The organism is Allobosea sp. P4_H5, from assembly GCF_056400825.1.
In genome coordinates this window covers 298,019-314,296 of the sequence record NZ_JBFUKM010000005.1, presented here as the reverse complement: position 1 = coordinate 314,296, position 16,278 = coordinate 298,019, and the positions used below count along the sequence as shown (strand labels likewise).

15 protein-coding genes are annotated in these 16,278 nt (G+C 67.0%); 6 read left to right on the top strand and 9 right to left on the bottom strand.

The annotated features are described in order from the left end of the window. Positions 1–71 precede the first annotated feature (71 nt). From AC1DS0_RS12830 to AC1DS0_RS12820, 3 genes are all read left to right on the top strand, one after another. A complete protein-coding gene (locus AC1DS0_RS12830; RefSeq protein WP_476814720.1) occupies positions 72–992 on the top strand; it encodes a LysR family transcriptional regulator in 921 nt (306 codons plus the stop codon). Between the two features lie 153 nt (positions 993–1,145). Then, complete coding sequence (locus AC1DS0_RS12825) at positions 1,146–2,198, top strand: threonine aldolase family protein (RefSeq protein WP_476814719.1); 1,053 nt, start codon at positions 1,146–1,148, stop codon at positions 2,196–2,198. Between the two features lie 41 nt (positions 2,199–2,239). Next, on the top strand, positions 2,240–3,034 hold the full coding sequence (locus AC1DS0_RS12820; RefSeq protein ID WP_476814718.1) for an NAD(P)-binding domain-containing protein: 795 nt from the start codon (positions 2,240–2,242) through the stop codon (positions 3,032–3,034). A gap of 28 nt (positions 3,035–3,062) precedes the next feature. Here the strand turns inward: AC1DS0_RS12820 and AC1DS0_RS12815 are convergent, their stop codons facing one another. The 5 genes from AC1DS0_RS12815 to AC1DS0_RS12795 are packed head-to-tail and all read right to left on the bottom strand — an operon-like array spanning position 3,063 to position 7,769. Then, a complete protein-coding gene (locus AC1DS0_RS12815; RefSeq protein WP_476814717.1) occupies positions 3,063–4,244 on the bottom strand; it encodes an enolase C-terminal domain-like protein in 1,182 nt (393 codons plus the stop codon). Between the two features lie 9 nt (positions 4,245–4,253). Beyond that, entirely contained in the window at positions 4,254–5,528 is a 1,275-nt protein-coding gene (locus AC1DS0_RS12810) for a TRAP transporter large permease (RefSeq protein ID WP_476814716.1), read from the bottom strand. 5 nt (positions 5,529–5,533) lie between these two features. Next, positions 5,534–6,046 (bottom strand): TRAP transporter small permease, encoded by a 513-nt coding sequence (locus AC1DS0_RS12805; protein WP_476814715.1) that lies wholly within the window; start codon positions 6,044–6,046, stop codon positions 5,534–5,536. A 9-nt stretch (positions 6,047–6,055) separates the two neighbouring features. Beyond that, the gene (locus tag AC1DS0_RS12800) at positions 6,056–7,054 is read right to left on the bottom strand and encodes a TRAP transporter substrate-binding protein (protein ID WP_476814714.1); all 999 of its coding nucleotides are present in this window, start codon (positions 7,052–7,054) and stop codon (positions 6,056–6,058) included. Between the two features lie 55 nt (positions 7,055–7,109). Further along, positions 7,110–7,769: a GntR family transcriptional regulator gene (locus AC1DS0_RS12795; RefSeq protein WP_476814713.1), complete on the bottom strand. Its 660-nt coding sequence runs from the start codon at positions 7,767–7,769 to the stop codon at positions 7,110–7,112. A 455-nt stretch (positions 7,770–8,224) separates the two neighbouring features. Between AC1DS0_RS12795 and minC the strand changes: the two genes are divergently transcribed. From minC to minE, 3 genes are read left to right on the top strand one after another with little or no spacing between them, the layout of a single operon-like run. Beyond that, the gene (gene minC / locus AC1DS0_RS12790) at positions 8,225–8,974 is read left to right on the top strand and encodes a septum site-determining protein MinC (RefSeq protein WP_476814712.1); all 750 of its coding nucleotides are present in this window, start codon (positions 8,225–8,227) and stop codon (positions 8,972–8,974) included. A 35-nt stretch (positions 8,975–9,009) separates the two neighbouring features. After that, the gene (minD, locus tag AC1DS0_RS12785; RefSeq protein WP_476814711.1) at positions 9,010–9,825 is read left to right on the top strand and encodes a septum site-determining protein MinD; all 816 of its coding nucleotides are present in this window, start codon (positions 9,010–9,012) and stop codon (positions 9,823–9,825) included. Further along, on the top strand, positions 9,822–10,085 hold the full coding sequence (gene minE, locus AC1DS0_RS12780) for a cell division topological specificity factor MinE (RefSeq protein ID WP_152016594.1): 264 nt from the start codon (positions 9,822–9,824) through the stop codon (positions 10,083–10,085). Before minD ends, minE begins: the two co-directional genes overlap by 4 nt. A gap of 40 nt (positions 10,086–10,125) precedes the next feature. On the opposite strand, the gene AC1DS0_RS12775 is transcribed toward minE, so the two are convergent. The 4 genes from AC1DS0_RS12775 to AC1DS0_RS12760 all read right to left on the bottom strand — a co-directional run bounded on the left by AC1DS0_RS12775 (position 10,126) and on the right by AC1DS0_RS12760 (position 16,257). Then, positions 10,126–10,539, bottom strand: a complete 414-nt coding sequence (locus tag AC1DS0_RS12775; RefSeq protein WP_152016593.1) for a (R)-mandelonitrile lyase — start codon at positions 10,537–10,539, stop codon at positions 10,126–10,128. 87 nt (positions 10,540–10,626) lie between these two features. Then, positions 10,627–13,989 (bottom strand): error-prone DNA polymerase, encoded by a 3,363-nt coding sequence (locus AC1DS0_RS12770; RefSeq protein WP_476814710.1) that lies wholly within the window; start codon positions 13,987–13,989, stop codon positions 10,627–10,629. After that, complete coding sequence (locus tag AC1DS0_RS12765) at positions 13,986–15,521, bottom strand: Y-family DNA polymerase (protein WP_476814709.1); 1,536 nt, start codon at positions 15,519–15,521, stop codon at positions 13,986–13,988. The genes AC1DS0_RS12770 and AC1DS0_RS12765 overlap by 4 nt, the downstream gene beginning before the upstream one ends. Further along, positions 15,439–16,257 (bottom strand): ImuA family protein, encoded by an 819-nt coding sequence (locus tag AC1DS0_RS12760; RefSeq protein ID WP_476814708.1) that lies wholly within the window; start codon positions 16,255–16,257, stop codon positions 15,439–15,441. The genes AC1DS0_RS12765 and AC1DS0_RS12760 overlap by 83 nt, the downstream gene beginning before the upstream one ends. Between the last annotated feature and the right edge of the window lie 21 nt (positions 16,258–16,278).

Genomic DNA, 16,278 nt, shown 5'->3' with positions numbered 1-16,278 from the left:
CCGGCGAGCGCGACCCACAAATAAAAATCCGACCGCCATCCATACGCTTCTGATATGGGATCTGCTCTCGCATGGACCTCAATCTGCGAATGATCGAGTGCTTCAAGGCGGTGATGGCGGCAGGTACCGTCACCGGGGCTGCCGAGATGCTGTTCACCTCACAGCCGGCGGTCAGCCGCTCGATCAAGCAGCTGGAAACGGTGACCCGCGCCAAGCTCTTCGACCGGGTCCGGGGGCGCCTCGTGCCGACCGCCTACGCGTTCGCACTCTCCCAGGAGGTCAACACGGTCTTCAAGGGGCTCGACCATCTGCGCCGGGCCGCAGCGAACCTCAAGGACTTCCAGAACGGCAATATCAGCATCGTCTGTGCGCCCGCCTTCTCCCAGGGCTTCATCGCCGATGTCGTCACCGCCTTCGTCAGGAAGCATGGCGACGTCAGCCTGACGGTCGAGACCCATGTGTCCTGGCGGATCGGCGAGCTGATCAACGACCAGAAATTCGATCTCGGCATCGCCGCCTACGACATGACGTCGCTGGGCGTGGAGCACGAGACCTTCTGCGCACCGACCGAAATCTGCGTGATGGCCTGCGACCACCCGCTCGCAAGCCGACGCTCGATCGATCCTGCCGATCTCGACGGCGTCAGTTCGATCTTCATGATCAACCACGACCCCTACCGCAAACGGCTCGACCGCATCTTCGAGACTGCCGGCGTGCAAAGACGGCTCGTGATCGAGACCTCGAACAGCGCCGCGGCCTGCGCGATGGCGCTGCGCGGCGCCGGCGTCGCGATCATCAACCCGTTGACGGCGCTGGACTATGTTTCGTCCGGCCTCGTCATGCGCCGCTTCTCGGCCGGGGGGCCGTTCCATTCGACGCTGCTGCGGGCGCGGCACCGCCCCTCCTCCCCGCTGATCGAGCTGTTCGTGGCTGAGCTGAAATCCGTGCGCGACGACTATCTGGCGCGCTGCGAAACCCATCTGAATGCCTGAAGCCATATCGATAGCGTATGGACTGCCTGCCATTTTCGATTGGTCTGCCGAAGGCTCGGCCGCTAGCAATCCGAAGGCCGGTAGCCGCCACGGGAAGACTTCGAGCCAAGCTCGATGATCGCGAGGCAGGACCGCGATCAGGAGAGGAAGACCATGCACCGGTCGGCATTCATCGATCTCTACAGCGACACCAAGTCGAAGCCGACCGACGGCATGCGACGCTACATGATGTCGGTCGAGGTCGGTGACGAGCAGAAGGACGAGGATCCCAATGTCCTCGATCTCTGCGCCCGCGTCGCCGACATGCTCGGCAAGGAGGAGGCGGTGTTCCTGCCGTCGGGCACGATGTGCAACGAGATCGCGCTCGCGGTCCATTGCCGCCCGGGCGACGAGATCATCGTGCACGAGAGCGCGCACATCATGGTCTCGGAAGGGGGCGGCCCGGCCGCGCTCGCCGGCGTCATGGTCCGCGGCATCAGGGGCGAGAACGGCATCTTCGAAGCCGAGACGCTGCGGCGCGCGATCAGGCCGGAAAGCCGCTATCTCCAGCAATCGCGACTGGTCTCGGTCGAGCAGACCGCGAATTTCGGCGGCGGCGCAATCTGGCCGCTAGCAACCATCCAGGACATCGTCGCCGTGGCGCGCGAGGCCGGCCTCGTCCTGCACATGGACGGCGCGCGCCTGCTCAACGCCGTCGTCGCCTCCGGCGTGTCGGCGAAGGACTATGCCGGGCCGTTCGATAGTGCCTGGATCGATCTCAGCAAGGGCCTCGGCGGCCCGGTCGGCGGCGTCCTCGCCGGTTCGCGCGATTTCATCCGCCAGGCCTGGCGCCTCAAGCAGCGCTGGGGCGGCGCGATGCGGCAGGCCGGCTTCCTCGCCGCCGCCGGCATCTATGCGCTCGACCATCATGTCGAGCGGCTGGCCGAGGACCATGAGAACGCCCGGGCCCTGGTCAGGGGCTTGGCCGCCCTGCCCGGCATCCGGCTGGCGGCGGGCGAGGTCGAGACCAACATCGTCTTCTTCGATGTCGCCGGGAGTGGGAAAAGCCCGGCCGAGATCGTCGCGGCCCTGAAGGCCAAGGGCGTCGGCATGGGCGGCGGCGGCCTCTTCGGGCCGACCATGATGCGGGCGGTAACGCATATCGGGGTGTCACGCGCCAATATCGATACGGCACTCGGGGCGATGCGAGAGATCCTGGCCGCGTAGAGGCCTGCCCTATCGACAGCCATCCCCTGGAGCAGACCTCAATGACAGTGCGTTCGATCGGTTTCATCGGCGTCGGGACGCTGACAAAGGCCATGATCCTTGGCCTGCGCAGACGCTGGCCAGAGCTCGACATCCACCTCTCTCCTCGCTCGGAGCGGCTGTCGTCGGAGCTGGCAGCGGGCGATCCTAGGATCCGTCGCCGGACCACGAATGCCGAGGCCGTCGCGGCGAGCGAGGTGGTCTTCCTCACCGTGCGACCGCCGCAACTCGAAGAGGCGTTGCGTGGAGTGAGCTTCCGGCCCGATCAGCTCATCCTGTCCTGCCTCGCCGGCATCTCGATCGCCGAGATCAGGGAGCGCTGGGCTCCCGCCGAGGTGGCGCGGGTCCTGCCGATCCCGGCTATCGAGCGCAGCGAAGGGCCGATCGTGCTATGCCCACCCGTACCACGGGCGCGGGCGCTCTTTGACGGGCTCGGCGATATCGTCGATATCCCCAATGAAGCAGCCCTTGCGGCGATCTGGCCCTGCAGCGCGTTCATGTCGCCCTATTTCGCCCTGCAAGCGGCCCTGATCGGCTGGACCGTCGAACAGGGCGTCGAGCGCCCGGCCGCCGCCACCTATGTGCGCTCGCTGCTGAAGGCGCTGGCGACGACGAGCGCGCTCACCGACCTTGCGGACCTCGACAGGCTGATCGAGGAGCATGAGACGCCCGGCGGACTGAACTACCGCATCCGGCTGCAGCTGGAGAAGGCCGGCTGGTTCGCGGCTGTCGGGGATGCGCTCGCGATGACATCACGCCTGCGCGGCGCCGAGCTGACGAACCGGGCGAAATCCTGATCGCCAGCCTGGCGACCGCCGCGGGGCCTTAAAGCTTGAACACCTCCCGCGCCGTCTCATGGGCGCGGATATAGTCCCAGTCATAGGTCACGCCGAGGCCGGGGCCGGTCGGGACCGGGAAGCAGCCATCCTTGTCGACGCCATCGAGCTGGTCGCTGTAGCCGCAGGCATAGACCGGCGGCACCGCATTGAGGCAATCGGGCCCGACCAGCGCCAGCTCGTAGAAATTGGTGTTGCGGGTAGCCGCCATGCAGTGACGATGGGCCGGGCCGCAGGCATGGATCTCGACATCGACGCCGAAGGCCTCGGCGAGATGGGCGATCTTCATCGCGCCGGTGATGCCGAGATCGTATTCCGGGTCGGAGCGCAGCGCGTCGGTGCCGCCATTGATCAGGAAATCGGCCTTGGGCTCGAAGCCGCGTAGATATTCGGTCTGCAGGATCGGCGTCTTCAGCATCTCGCGCAGCTTCTTGTGGGCGAAGGCCGAGACGCCGCAATCGCGCATCGGGTCCTCGTACCAGAAGTAGTTGCCCTCGTCGCAGGCGCGCCCGACATAGAGCGCATCGGCGAAGGTCCTGAGCTCGTTGGCCGGATCGAGCATCAGGGTCATCCGGTCGCCGACCGCCTTGGCGACATGCAGGACGTTGGCGGCTTCCTCGCGCGCATCGCCATCATGCCAGCCATGGACCTTGAAGGCGCGGTAGCCGAGATCGTAGCAGGCCTCGGCGAAGTCGACGAAAGCCTCCTTGCTGTCGAGCCCGCCATTGCGGTCGCCGTGATAGGTCGAGGCGTAGGTCTTGAGTTTCGTGCGATAGCCGCCAAGCAGTTGCGAGACCGAGGCACCGAAGCGCTTGCCGGCGAGGTCCCAGAGCGCGATGTCGATCGGGCCGATGCCCATGCCGTCATGCTGGCGCAGCTCACGCTTCATGTCGTTCCAGATCTCCTCGCGATGATCGGGATTGCGGCCGAGGATGTTGGGCGCGAGCGAGAGCGTTTGCGCCATGGTGGCGCGGGTGCCGCCCCAATGCATGACGTACTGCCCCTCGGCACCGTCCTCACTGCGGATGACGACGGCGAACTTGGTCAGCTCCAGCTCTGAATTCGGCTTGTAGCCGATATTGTAGATGGCGCGGGCATTCTCGGCCGAGCGACCGATGTTCCTGGCCTTGAACGAGAACTCGACGATCTCGACTTCGCTGATCCTGGTCATGGGAATTCCTCAGAAGCCGGCCACATGCGGCAGCCAGAGGCTGAGCGCGGGCACGTAGGTGATGATGGCGAGCGCGACGAGGAGCGCGATCAGGAAGGGCCAGAGCTCGCGGAAAAGCGGGCCGAGCCTGACTTTCGTGATCGCCATGGCGACGAAGCAGAGCACGCCGACCGGCGGGTGGACCTGGCCGATGACGAGGTTGACCAGCAGCACGATGCCGAAATGCACGAGGTCGATCTGCAGCGACATCAGCAGCGGCAGCAGGATCGGCACCAGGATGATCATGATGGCGATCGTCTCCATGAACATGCCGGCGATCAGCAAAGCGATGTTCAGGATCAGCAGCACGACCAGCGGATCGGTCGAGATCGAGCTCATATAGCTGGTGACGAGCTGGGGCGTCTGGCCGACGGCGAGGATCCAGCTGAAGGGCGAGGCCGCCGCAACGATGGCGAGGATGGCCGCCGTCTCGCGCGCCGTGCCGACCAGGATCGCCGGCAGGTCGGCGAGCTTGATCGAGCGATAGACGAACATGCCGACGACCAGCGAATAGGCGGCGGCGACGCCGGCGATCTCGGTCGCGGTGAAGAGCCCGGCGCGGAAGCCGACGATGATCAGCACCGGCATCAGCAGCGCCAGCGACGCGTATTTGAACTCCTTCCAGAGATTGCCGAGCGAGAAGGCGCCGGCCGGCCGGAAGTCGCGCTTCAGCGCCAGGATCGCGATCGTCGCCATGATGCAGCCGGCCATGACGAGGCCGGGGACGATGCCGGCGACGAAGAGCTTGCCCAGCGAGACATTGGCTTGCCAGGCGTAGACCACCATCAGGATCGAGGGCGGGATGATCGGCCCGAGCGTGCCGGCGATGGCCGAGAGTGCCGCGCCGAAGGCGCGCGGATAGCCCATCTTCTCGAGCTGCGGCACGAAGACCCGCGCCGCAGCGGCGGTGTCGGCGACCGAAGAGCCGGAGATGCCGGAGAGAAAGACCTCGCCGACGACGAGCGTATGGGCCGGGCCGCCGCGGATATGGCCGACCAGCGCCTTGGTGAAGCTGAACAGCCGCTCGGAGATGCCCGATGCGTTCATCAGCGATCCCGCGAGCGTGAAGAGCGGGATCGCCAGCAGCGGGAAGGACTGCACGCCGGCGACGATGCGTTGCGCCGCCACGGTGAGCGGGATGCCCTCCATCGAGATCGCGAGCAGGGCGGAGCCCGCCATGGCGATCCAGATCGGCGTGCCGACGACGAGCAGGACAGCGAAGGTGAGGAGAAGTGTGGTCACCATGGCCGCTAGTCCCGCGTCGTGATGTYGGACCAGAGCACGCCGGTGACGCCCTCATCGATCAGGTTGCGCAGGAGGTGCAGCAGCGAGAGCACGCTGCCGATGAAGAGCGGCGCGATCGCCCAGCCGGCGGAGATGCCGAGCATCGGCGTCAGGTTCGGCAGCTCGCGCTGGAGATAGCGCCAGGAGAAGAAGGTCAGCGTTCCCAGCACGACCGCAGTGGCTGTGAAGGCGAGCAAGCCGAAGGCGAAGCAGAGCCAGCGCGGCGCGAACAGCACGATCACGTCGATGATGATGTGAGTGCGGGCGTGGAAGGCATTGGCGATGCCGAGGAAGATCATCCAGCCGAACAGGATGAGGATGAGCTCCTCTGACCAGGTCAGCGGGTCGCTCAGCACGTAGCGGAAGACCACGGCGGCGCAGACCAGCGTGGCGATGGCACCGTGGAGCAGCGCCAGCGCAGCGCTCTCCACGCGGCTCGACCAATCGTCGAGCCGCCGGATCAGGGTGAGGCCGGTCATGATTGCCGACTAGCGCTTGCGCTGCGTCTCGATCGCCGCGAGCACGCGGTCGAGATGGGCCTTGCCCCAGCGCCCTTCCATCGCGGTCGCGACGACCTTGGACTTGGCGGCGAAGGCGTCGCGGTCGACGTCCTCGATAATCTTCGAGCGGCCGGACTTGCGGATGTCCTCCAGCATCGAGGCCTCGCGCTTCTGCTGGAGGTAGGTGTTCATCGCCGAGGCGCGGGCTGCCTCCGCGAACAGGACCTCGCGATGCTCAGGCTTCAGTCTGGCAAGGCTGTCCTTGTTGATGACGATCATGTTGTTCTGGAGCATGTGCCGGGTCATCGCGACATAGCCCTGCACCTCGTAGAACTTGCGCGAGAAGATCGTCGGGATCGGGTTCTCCTGGCCGTCGACCGTCTTCTGCTGGAGCGCGGTGTAGACCTCGCCGAAGGGCACCGGCGTCGGCGCGGCGCTGTAGGTCTTGATCATCTCGACCCAGACCGGGCTCTCCGGCACGCGGATCTTGAGGCCGTGCATATCCTCCGGCTTCTTCACGGCGCGGTCGAGCGTCGTCATGTTGCGCCAGCCCCAATACCAGATGCGGGTCACCGGCACGATGCTGTGCTTGTCGCGCAGCTCGTCGAACACGGGATCGAAAGCATCGGAGCGAATGATCGCTTCGGCCTCGCCCCAGTCCTTCCAGAGGAAGGGCGCGCTCGGGATCTCCAGCGCAGGCACCAGCGAGGAGGCCGCCGCCATCGACGGCGCGGACAGGTCGAGCGCGCCTTCCTTGACCTGCTTGAAGAGATCGACCTCCTTGCCGAGCTGCTCGGCCGGGAAGACGTTGATGGTGACCGCGCCGCCCGTGCCCTTCTTCACCCGGTCGGCGAATTCCTGGAAGAGTTCGCCGGCGATCTCGGCGGTGGTGTTGGCGTGGCCGAAGCGCAGGGTCTGCGCCTGCGCCGCGCCGGCGAGAAAGCTGCCTGCGATCAAGGCCGCGGCGGCGATGCGTCTTAAGGTCATGCGTGTCCTCCCTGGTGTTGAACCGGGCCGTTTTCGGCCTCGGGGGGCGTTGCGGCTATTTGATCAGCCGCTCGTAAGAACCTTCGAGATGCAGGCGCATGGCCTCACGTGCCGCATCGGGATCGCCCGCTTCGAGCGCGTCGACGATGCGGAAATGTTCCTGATGGGTCAGGCCGACATCCTGCTCGCGCGTCAGGTAGAGCCGCGAGATGTGCAGGTGGAAGCGCAGGTCGTCATAGCTCTTGAGCGCGACCTGGTTGCCGGCGGCCTGCAGGATGAGGAGGTGGAAGCGGTCGTCCCCCTCGGTGAAGCCGCGATGGCTGCGATATTCGCGCGAAGGCTCGCCCGCCATCATGGCCGCGACCTCCTCGCGCAGCGCCGCGATGACATCGGGGCCAGGCCTGCTCCGCGCCGCCTGCGCTGCGGCCCAAGGCTCGATCACGCCGCGAAAATTGTAGACGTCCTCGTAATAGCGCCGGTCAGGCAGCGGCGCCGTGGCGAAGCCGATGAAGGGCTCGGCCTTGACCAGCCCCTCCGCCACGAGCCGGGCCAGCGCCTCGCGGATCGGCGTCGAGGAGACCTGAAGCTCGCGCGCCAGCCCATCGACATTGAGCTTTTCGCCCGGCGCATAGGCCTGATCGAGGATGCGCTCCTTGATCGCCTCGTAGACCTGGTCGCCGAGCACGACCCGTTCGATCTTGCGTGCGCCGTTCAAAATTCTGCATCCTGCATCTTGGATCGTGCATGATTTTGAAATGAACTCTCATGGGAGTCAATCCGTCCGGTGGCGGACAGCACAGCGCCGATCGCTCGCCCAAGCACCTGAGCTGACCGGGTCGCACGATTCGGCCAGCTCAGGTCCCGTCGGCATCCATCGTCCGGAATGCGCGGACACAGGACAAAGCGCAGCATTCACAACAGCCATCGGCCCTTTCAGGGAGTGGAGGGCCGCAGCAGCGCTCATGCGGCGGGAAGTGCTTCCACAACTGCTCGCCTCGCTGCCCACAGCTTCGCGCTCCGGCGCAGCCAGCATTATATTACATTGATAATAAATGATTTTTTGGATCTCGTTCGGCATCTGGCGAGACGTTTCCTCTGGAAAGCACCCCAAGGATTTACCGCTCGTTAACCATTCGATTCCTACATCTGGGGAACCGAAAATTTACCAAGATGACCGCCGTGTTAACCCAACCCCGGCCGATCCGCCTCAAGGGGCGCTCCTATCTCGCGTTGACGCTGACACCTGAGCTGCCTTTCGAGGACTGGCTGGTGCGGCTCGACGATCTCGCCGGCCGCTCCGCCGGCTTCTTCCTGCGGCGCCCGGTCGTGCTGGATGTCGAAGGGCTGGAGATCGACCGCGCGCAGTTGCGCGACCTCGTCGGCAAGCTCGGCACGCGCAATGTCCGGATCATGGGGATCGAGGGCGCGCGTCCCTCCATGCTCGGGGCCGACCTGCCACCGGCGATGTCTGGCGGCAAGGCGACAGGCGACATCGAGGAACCTGCGGCGACACCGGTCAACGAGACCCCTGCCCCCGCTGCGGTCGAGAGCATGGCCGACATGCCCGCCGCGCCGCGGCCCACCACGGGTGCGCCGGCCTCGCTCGTCGTCACCCAGCCGGTGCGCTCGGGGCAGTCGATCTTCGCCGAGGGCGACATCACCATCATCGGCTCGGTCGCTTCCGGCGCCGAGGTCATCGCCGGCGGCTCGATCCATATCTACGGCACGCTGCGCGGGCGGGCGATGGCCGGCACGCTCGGCAACGCCGCCGCACGCATCTTCTGCCGCAAGCTGGAGGCCGAGATGGTCGCCATCGACGGCTTCTACAAGACGGCAGAGGACCTCGAGTCCAATCTGCGCGGCAAGCCCGTCCAGTTCTGGCTCGAAGGCGAGACCTTCACGGCCGGGTCACTGACCTGAAACGACAGCACGTCCACCGGAACTAGGAGAGGTCAATGGGCAAGGTCATCGTGGTCACATCGGGCAAGGGCGGCGTCGGCAAGACGACGTCCTCCGCCGCCCTGGGCGCAGCTTTGGCGCAGAGCGGCGACAAGGTTGTGGTCGTCGACTTCGATGTCGGCCTGCGCAACCTCGACCTGATCATGGGTGCCGAACGGCGGGTGGTCTACGACCTCGTCAACGTGATCCAGGGCGAAGCCAAGCTGACGCAGGCGCTGATCCGCGACAAACGGGTCGAGACGCTCTATCTGCTGCCGGCCTCGCAGACGCGCGACAAGGACAACCTCACCACCGAGGGCGTCGAAAAGGTCATCGGCGCACTCAGGACGCATTTCGACTGGGTGATCTGCGACAGCCCGGCCGGTATCGAACGCGGTGCCACCCTCGCCATGCGCCACGCCGACATCGCGATCGTGGTGACCAATCCGGAAGTCTCTTCGGTGCGCGATTCCGACCGCATCATCGGCCTGCTCGATTCGAAGACGGTGAAGGCCGAGAATGGCGAGCGCATGGAGAAGCACCTGCTGCTCACCCGCTACGACCCGGCCCGGGCCGAGCGCGGCGACATGCTGAAGGTCGACGACGTCCTGGAGATCCTGTCGATCCCGCTGCTCGGCATCATCCCCGAGAGCATGGACGTGCTGCGCGCCTCCAATATCGGCTCGCCCGTCACGCTGGCCGATGAGCGCAGCGCCCCGGCGCTGGCCTATTTCGACGCGGTGCGCCGGCTCAAGGGCGAGAGCCTCCCCGTCACCATCCCCGGCGAGAAGCGCGGCTTCTTCGGCAAGATCTTCGGAAGGAAAGCGGCATGAACCTGCGTCGTCTCTTCTTCCGCACCCAGTCGGCCCCGGCCGCGCGCGAGCGCCTTCAGGTCCTGCTGGCCCATGAGCGTCTCTCCGCCGATGGCGCCGACCTCGTGACCAAGCTGCGCGACGAGATCCTGCAGGTGATCGCCAAGCATGTGCAGCTCGACAACGACAAGGTCAGCGTCCGGATGGAGCGGGGCGCCCAGGTCTCGACGCTGGCCGTCGACATCGAGATCCCGTTCGACGCGGGCAAGAAGGCGGCCTGAGGGCCGCCTTTTCCTTTCATATTCAAGGCCTTTGCCGGCCTCACATCACCGCCGGCCCGCGGCCGTCATATTCGGCGTCCGAGACCTTATCGAGCCAGTCGACGACCTTGCCGTCCAGGGCCTCCTGCACGGCGATATGCGTCATCGCCGTCTCCGGCCCGGCGCCGTGCCAATGCTTCTCGCCCGGCGGGAACCAGACAACATCGCCCGGCCTGATCTCCTCGACAGGACCGCCCCAGCGTTGCACCCGGCCGAAGCCGGCGGTAACGACCAGCGTCTGGCCGAGCGGATGGGTGTGCCAGGCCGTTCGTGCACCGGGCTCGAAGGTGACGCTCGCGCCCTGCACGCGCTCGGGCGCATGCGGATTGAACAGCGGATCGATGCGGACGGTACCGCTGAACCAGTCGCCCGGCCCTTTCGCCGATGGCCGGGTTCCGGCGCGGATGATGTCCATGGGCTGTCTCCTTGGGCCTGCAGTCGCACTGAAAGCGAGACCGACAATCTAGTCACGCCAGGACCTGGATTGAATGGGCAGGCGGCCTCAATGGAAATCGCGGGATTTCGGCAGGATCCGGACATTGCGGGGATGGCGCGCCCGCGGGATCTGCGGATGCTGGAACTCGTCGGCGCGGGTCAGCACGACCTCGGCGCGGTGCGTGTCGGACAGGCCTAGCAAATCGGCCGAGCGGTCGACGACGCGCTTGGCCATCAGGTGGACCACGCCCTCCGGACTCTTCTGCACCCTGCCCTCGACGAGGAGCAGCCGCGCCGCCATGACCTCGCGGCGAAAGCGCTCGAAATCGCGAGCCCAGAGCACGACATTGGTGATGCCTGTCTCATCCTCCAGCGTGATGAAGATGGCATTGCCCTTGCCGGGGCGCTGGCGCACCAGCACGACGCCGGCGACGCTGGCCCAGGTCCCGTCGCGCACCGCTGAAATCTGCTCGCAACTCGCGATGCGCTCGCGGGCGAACACGGGCCGCAGCAGGCCCATCGGATGGCCCTTCAGCGAGAGCCTCGCCGTCTGGTAATCGGCGACGACGTGTTCGGCGAGCGGCATAGCAGGCAGTGCAGCGGCCTGCTCGGCGCCGAGCTCGCGCGCCTGTGCCACCTCGAACAGCGGCAGCGCCTCGTCATCCGGCAGGCGGCGCACCGCCCAGAGCGCCTCGCGCCGATCGAGCCCCATCGAACGGAAGGCGTCGGCATCGGCGAGCAGGCGCATGGCGCGCGCCGGAAGGTGGGCACGGCGGGCGAGTTCCTCGACATCGCGATAGCCTTCACTACGGGCCGCGACGAGGCGCTCCGCCCAGTCTTCCTTGAAACCATCGAGTTGTCGCAGGCCGAGGCGCAGTGCCCAGGGGCTTTTCCAACCCGGCCTTCCCGGCTCCAGCAGATTGTCCCAGGCGCTGAAGTTCACATCGATCGGCCGCGGCTCGACGCCGCCATTCTCCTGCGCCTCACGGACAATCTGCGCCGGGGCGTAGAAGCCCATGGGCTGCGAGTTCAGCAGCGCCGCGGCGAAGATCGCCGGGTAGTGGCATTTCAGCCAGGAGGAGACATAGACCAGCTTGGCGAAGGAGGCGGCGTGGCTCTCTGGAAAGCCGTAGCTGCCGAAGCCCTTGATCTGCTCGAAGCAACGCTGGGCAAAATCGCGCTCATAGCCACGCCCGACCATGCGCTCGACCATCAGTGCCTCGTAATTGCCGATGGTGCCGACATTGCGGAAGGTCGCCATGGCGCGGCGCAGGCCGTTGGCCTCGGGATCGGTGAACTTCGCTGCTGTCATGGCGAGCTGCATCGCCTGCTCCTGGAAGAGCGGCACGCCGAGGGTACGGTTCAAAACATGATAAAGCTCGTCTTTGTCTCCGTGATCTGGCGACGGTGAGGGGTAACTAACCTCCTCGATCCCCGAGCGCCGCTTCAGATAGGGATGGACCATGTTGCCCTGGATCGGACCGGGGCGGACGATCGCCACCTGAATGACGAGGTCGTAGAATTTGTCGGGCCTCAACCGCGGCAGCATGTTGATCTGCGCCCGGCTCTCGACCTGAAAGACGCCGAGCGACTTGCCCTCGCAGAGCATGTCATAGGTCGCCTTGTCGCCCTGCGGGACATCGGCGAGGCTATAATCCTCACCCTCATGCTGACGCAGCAGGTCGAACGCCTTGCGGATGCAGGTCAGCATGCCCAATGCGAGCACGTCGACCTTCATTAGCCGCAGCGCGTCGATGTCGTCGCGGTCCCATTCGATGAAGGTGCGGTCGTCCATCGCGGCATTGCCGATCGGCACTGTCTCGTCGAGCCGGCCGCGCATCAGCACGAAACCGCCGACATGCTGGGAGAGATGGCGCGGGAAGCCGAGCAGGCGCACGGCGAAGCGCACGGCCTGCGCGATCACCGGATTGTCGGGATCGAGCCCGGTCTGGCGGATCTGGCTGCGGGTGATATCGGAGCCCCAACTGCCCCATTGCGTCGAGGCGAGGCGGGCGGTGACGTCCTCGGTCAACCCCAGCGCCTTGCCGGCCTCGCGCATGGCGCTCCGCGGCCGGTAATGGATCACGGTCGCGGCGATGCCGGCGCGCTCGCGGCCGTATTTCTCATAGATCCACTGGATCACCTCCTCGCGCCGCTCATGCTCGAAATCGACGTCGATATCGGGTGGCTCACGCCGCTCGGTCGAGATGAAGCGTTCGAACAGCACATCGCTCTCGGCCGGGTTCACGGCGGTGATCCCGAGCACGTAACAGACGGCAGAGTTGGCAGCCGAGCCTCGCCCCTGGCAGAGGATGCCCCTGTTCTCGGCAAAGTCGACGATCTGGCGGATGGTGAGGAAATAACGGGCGTAATCGAGCTTGCCGATCAAAGCGAGCTCCTTGGTCAGCAGATCGCGGACCTTCTCCGGCACCCCCTCAGGATAACGGATTTCACCACGCTTCTGGACGAGGTCCTCGAGCCAGGCTTGAGGGCTCCAGCCGGGCGGAATGGGTTCGTCAGGGTACTCGTACCTCAATTCGCCCAGATCGAACTCGATACGGCCGAAGAGATGCTGCGTCTCCTCGATCGCCTCCGGCGCTTCCTTGAAAAGCCGGGCCATCTCCTGCGGCGCCTTCAAATGGCGCTCGGCATTGGCCTCGAGCAGGCGGCCGGCCTTGTCGATCGTCGTACCCTCGCGGATGCAGGTCAGCAGGTCCTGCAGGTCGCGCTGCTCGGGCGCGTCGTAAAGCACGTCGTTGGTCGCGATCAGCGGCGTGCGGGTCGGCGCCGCGCTGCTCCGGAGCCTGGCGAGGCGGCGGCGATCGTCGCCGCGGCGCGACATGCTGGCGGCGAGCCAGATTGCGCCGGGCGCGGCGGCATCGAGCCGGGCGAGGGCCTCGGACAGGCCGTCGAGCCGGCGCTCCGGCATGACGATCAGCAGGAGGTCGCGGGCATCGTTCAGGAGGTCGTCGAGGGAAAGGATGCACTCGCCCTTGGCGCCGCGCAGATTGCCTGTGGTGAGCAGGCGGCAGAGCCGGCCCCAGCCGGCGCGGTTGGCGGGATAGGCGATGATGTCCGGCGTGCCGTCGGCGAAGACGAGGCGGCTGCCGGTGGCGAGCTTGAAGCTCTTCGCCTTCGCCTGGAGCTGGGGCAAGGTGAACGGCAGATCGGCGAAGGCCGGATTCTCGACCCAGATATATTCGCCGGGGCTGCCCCCCTCGCGGATCTTTTCGGGAGCCAGCACGCCGTCCTCGCGCAGGTCACGCAAAGCGCTCCAGGCCCGCACCACGCCGGCGACGGTGTTGCGGTCGGCGATGCCGAGGCCGGCCTGGCCGAGCAGCAGCGCAGTCATCACCAGGTTCGGCCCAGGCGAGGCGCCGCGCAGGAAGGAGAAATTGCTCGCGGCAACGGGTTCGGCATAGCTGGTCATGCGAACAACCCGTGCAGATACCAGCGCGGCGCGGTCGTCTCGTGGCCATAGAGGCCGGCACGGAAGAGCCAGAAGCGGCGGCCCTGCGCATCCTCGACCCGATAGTAGTCGCGGGTGTGCTCGCCCGGCCCGTCGCGCCACCAGTCCGGCGCGATCCGCTCCGGCCCCTCAGCCCGGGCGATCTCGTGCAGCACGCGCCGCCAGCGGAAGCGCAAAGGCGGCCCATCGGGAACCTCGGCCAAGGTCTCGACGGGCTGGGGCGGCTCGAAGAGCTGGAGCGGGCGGGTTGGCGGCTCGTCCGGCTGAGCGACGGGCCAGGGCGGTGCCTCGTCCGACTTAGCTGCAGCCGGGACAAGCGCGGCCTCGCGCTCGGGCTGATGGCTGTCCTGCGCGACGAAGCGCAGCACGCGCTCGCGGCCGAAGCGGGCGACCAGCCGGTCGACGAGATCGGCCACCGCTTCCTCCTCGACGGCGCGCCCGTCGAGGCTCGCCTGCGGCGTGCCGAGCGGCTCGCAGATCGGTACGGAAAGCCTGATCGCGTCATAGCCGAAGCCGGGGTCGAGCGGGTCGGCCAGACTGTCGATGCGCTCGCGATAGAGCCGCAGGATCGCGCCGGCATCGCGCGAAGGCCGGCCGGTCTCTAGCGAAAGCCTTCGCACCGCGCCATCGCTGCGGAAGAAGCTGACCTCGAAGGCGCGTCCCCCCTCGCCACGCGCCTCGAGCAGGCGCCCCGCCTCGCCGAGCAGGCGGGCGACGATCTGCTCAAGCCCGTCGGTATCCTGCAAAGGATCGGGGAAATGCCGCTCGACCACGCAATCGGGCGGCGGCCGCACGGGCGTGATGCGGGCATCCTCATGGCCGAGGATGCGGCGCAGCTTCGTGACGAGCCCCTCGCCGAAGCGGGCGGCGAGCGTATGCGAAGGGCGGCCGGCGAGATCGCCCAATGTCTTCAGGCCGGCGCGCGACAGGGCGATCACCGTCTCCGGCGAAGCCTCCAATGCCGAGACCGGCAGCGGCAGCGTTCGTTGCTCATCCTCGCCGGGGGGCGAAATGGCGCAGCGGCCGAAGCGGGAGAGGGCGCGGGCGGCCTGCGGCGTGCCGGCGATGCTGGCGAAGACGGTGAGGCCGAGCCAATCCATGCTGCGGCCGACACGTTGGCGCAGCACCGCCTCGCCGCCGAAAAGATGGGCGCAGCCGGTGATGTCGAGCACCAGCCCATGCGGCGGATCGAGCGCGACGAGCGGGGTGAAGCGGTCGCAGAGCGCGGCGAGCCATTCGATCAGGCGCTGATCGGCGGCCGGATCGGCCTCGACCACCGTCAGTTCCGGGATGCGGGCGCGGGCATCGGCAAGGGTCAGGCCGCGGGTCAGGCCGAGCGCGACGGCGCGCCTGTCGCAATCGGCGAGGCGCAGCGCGCCGCGATCCTTCTCGACCAGGACGAACGGGCGCTCATCCTGCCCGGCGGAGCTCCGCCGGCGCAGGCGCTCGCTCGCCAGATAGGGAAACCAGAGGGCGAGATAGCGGCGCTGCATCCCTTCTGCCTCCCTCTCTCCCGATCCTGTCCTGGAAACATCGCTCGTCACGGTTCCACTCCACACGCCAATCACGCTCACCCAGGCCGCCGCGATGGCGCAGCAGCCGTAGTCCGAAGGCGGGGTCGCCCGGCGCCTCCGCCTCCCGCGCCCGCGACGGCAAAGCGCGCACCTGCCAGCGCGTGCTGGCGGCGCTGGGCTCCGGCTCGGCCGCCACCCGCAACAGCAGGGTCAGGACGCCGGAGGTCTCCGCCGCCAAAGCGAGGCGCCGGCTGGCGGTCAGGTCGAACTGGCGCGGCGCGCCCCAAGGCTCGATCAGCGCAGCTCCAAGCGCGGCGCAGCGCGCCGCTTCCGCCCCGGCCCGCAACGCCCCCTCGCCGTCCCTGACCCTAACCAGCAGGATCTGTGCAGGATCGAGCCCGAGTTCGGCCAAGCCCGGCGGGTGCAGCCGTCCGGCTTCGGCATCGAGGAAATCCTGCCGGACCCAGAGCACCGGTCGCGAGCCGGCAGCGCGCAGAGCCAGTGCCGCGGCGAAGCCCGTGGCAGCCGGGAGATCGGCCCCGGCCGCGGCGTAGACCTCATGCAAGGCAGCGCGCGCGATCCCTCCCCCCAGCGGCTCATCCAGCGAGGGCGTCCCGAACGCAACCCGCTCCACCGGCGAAAACTCGCGCGCCAACCCCGCCAGAGCGAGGCTCTGCCGCAGGGCAGCCAGGGAGCGTGTGGAGGTGTCTGCCATAGGAGTATATGTTCACTTTTT

Bases quoted from the DNA above. Each gene is read 5' to 3' on its own strand.
- AC1DS0_RS12830 (WP_476814720.1), top strand. From the start codon at position 72: ATGGACCTCAATCTGCGAATGATCGAGTGCTTCAAGGCGGTGATGGCG.
- AC1DS0_RS12825 (WP_476814719.1), top strand. From the start codon at position 1,146: ATGCACCGGTCGGCATTCATCGATCTCTACAGCGACACCAAGTCGAAG.
- AC1DS0_RS12820 (WP_476814718.1), top strand. From the start codon at position 2,240: ATGACAGTGCGTTCGATCGGTTTCATCGGCGTCGGGACGCTGACAAAG.
- AC1DS0_RS12815 (WP_476814717.1), bottom strand. From the start codon at position 4,244: ATGACCAGGATCAGCGAAGTCGAGATCGTCGAGTTCTCGTTCAAGGCC.
- AC1DS0_RS12810 (WP_476814716.1), bottom strand. From the start codon at position 5,528: ATGGTGACCACACTTCTCCTCACCTTCGCTGTCCTGCTCGTCGTCGGC.
- AC1DS0_RS12800 (WP_476814714.1), bottom strand. From the start codon at position 7,054: ATGACCTTAAGACGCATCGCCGCCGCGGCCTTGATCGCAGGCAGCTTT.
- minC (WP_476814712.1), top strand. From the start codon at position 8,225: ATGACCGCCGTGTTAACCCAACCCCGGCCGATCCGCCTCAAGGGGCGC.
- minD (WP_476814711.1), top strand. From the start codon at position 9,010: ATGGGCAAGGTCATCGTGGTCACATCGGGCAAGGGCGGCGTCGGCAAG.
- minE (WP_152016594.1), top strand. From the start codon at position 9,822: ATGAACCTGCGTCGTCTCTTCTTCCGCACCCAGTCGGCCCCGGCCGCG.
- AC1DS0_RS12775 (WP_152016593.1), bottom strand. From the start codon at position 10,539: ATGGACATCATCCGCGCCGGAACCCGGCCATCGGCGAAAGGGCCGGGC.
- AC1DS0_RS12770 (WP_476814710.1), bottom strand. From the start codon at position 13,989: ATGACCAGCTATGCCGAACCCGTTGCCGCGAGCAATTTCTCCTTCCTG.
- AC1DS0_RS12765 (WP_476814709.1), bottom strand. From the start codon at position 15,521: ATGCAGCGCCGCTATCTCGCCCTCTGGTTTCCCTATCTGGCGAGCGAG.
- AC1DS0_RS12760 (WP_476814708.1), bottom strand. From the start codon at position 16,257: ATGGCAGACACCTCCACACGCTCCCTGGCTGCCCTGCGGCAGAGCCTC.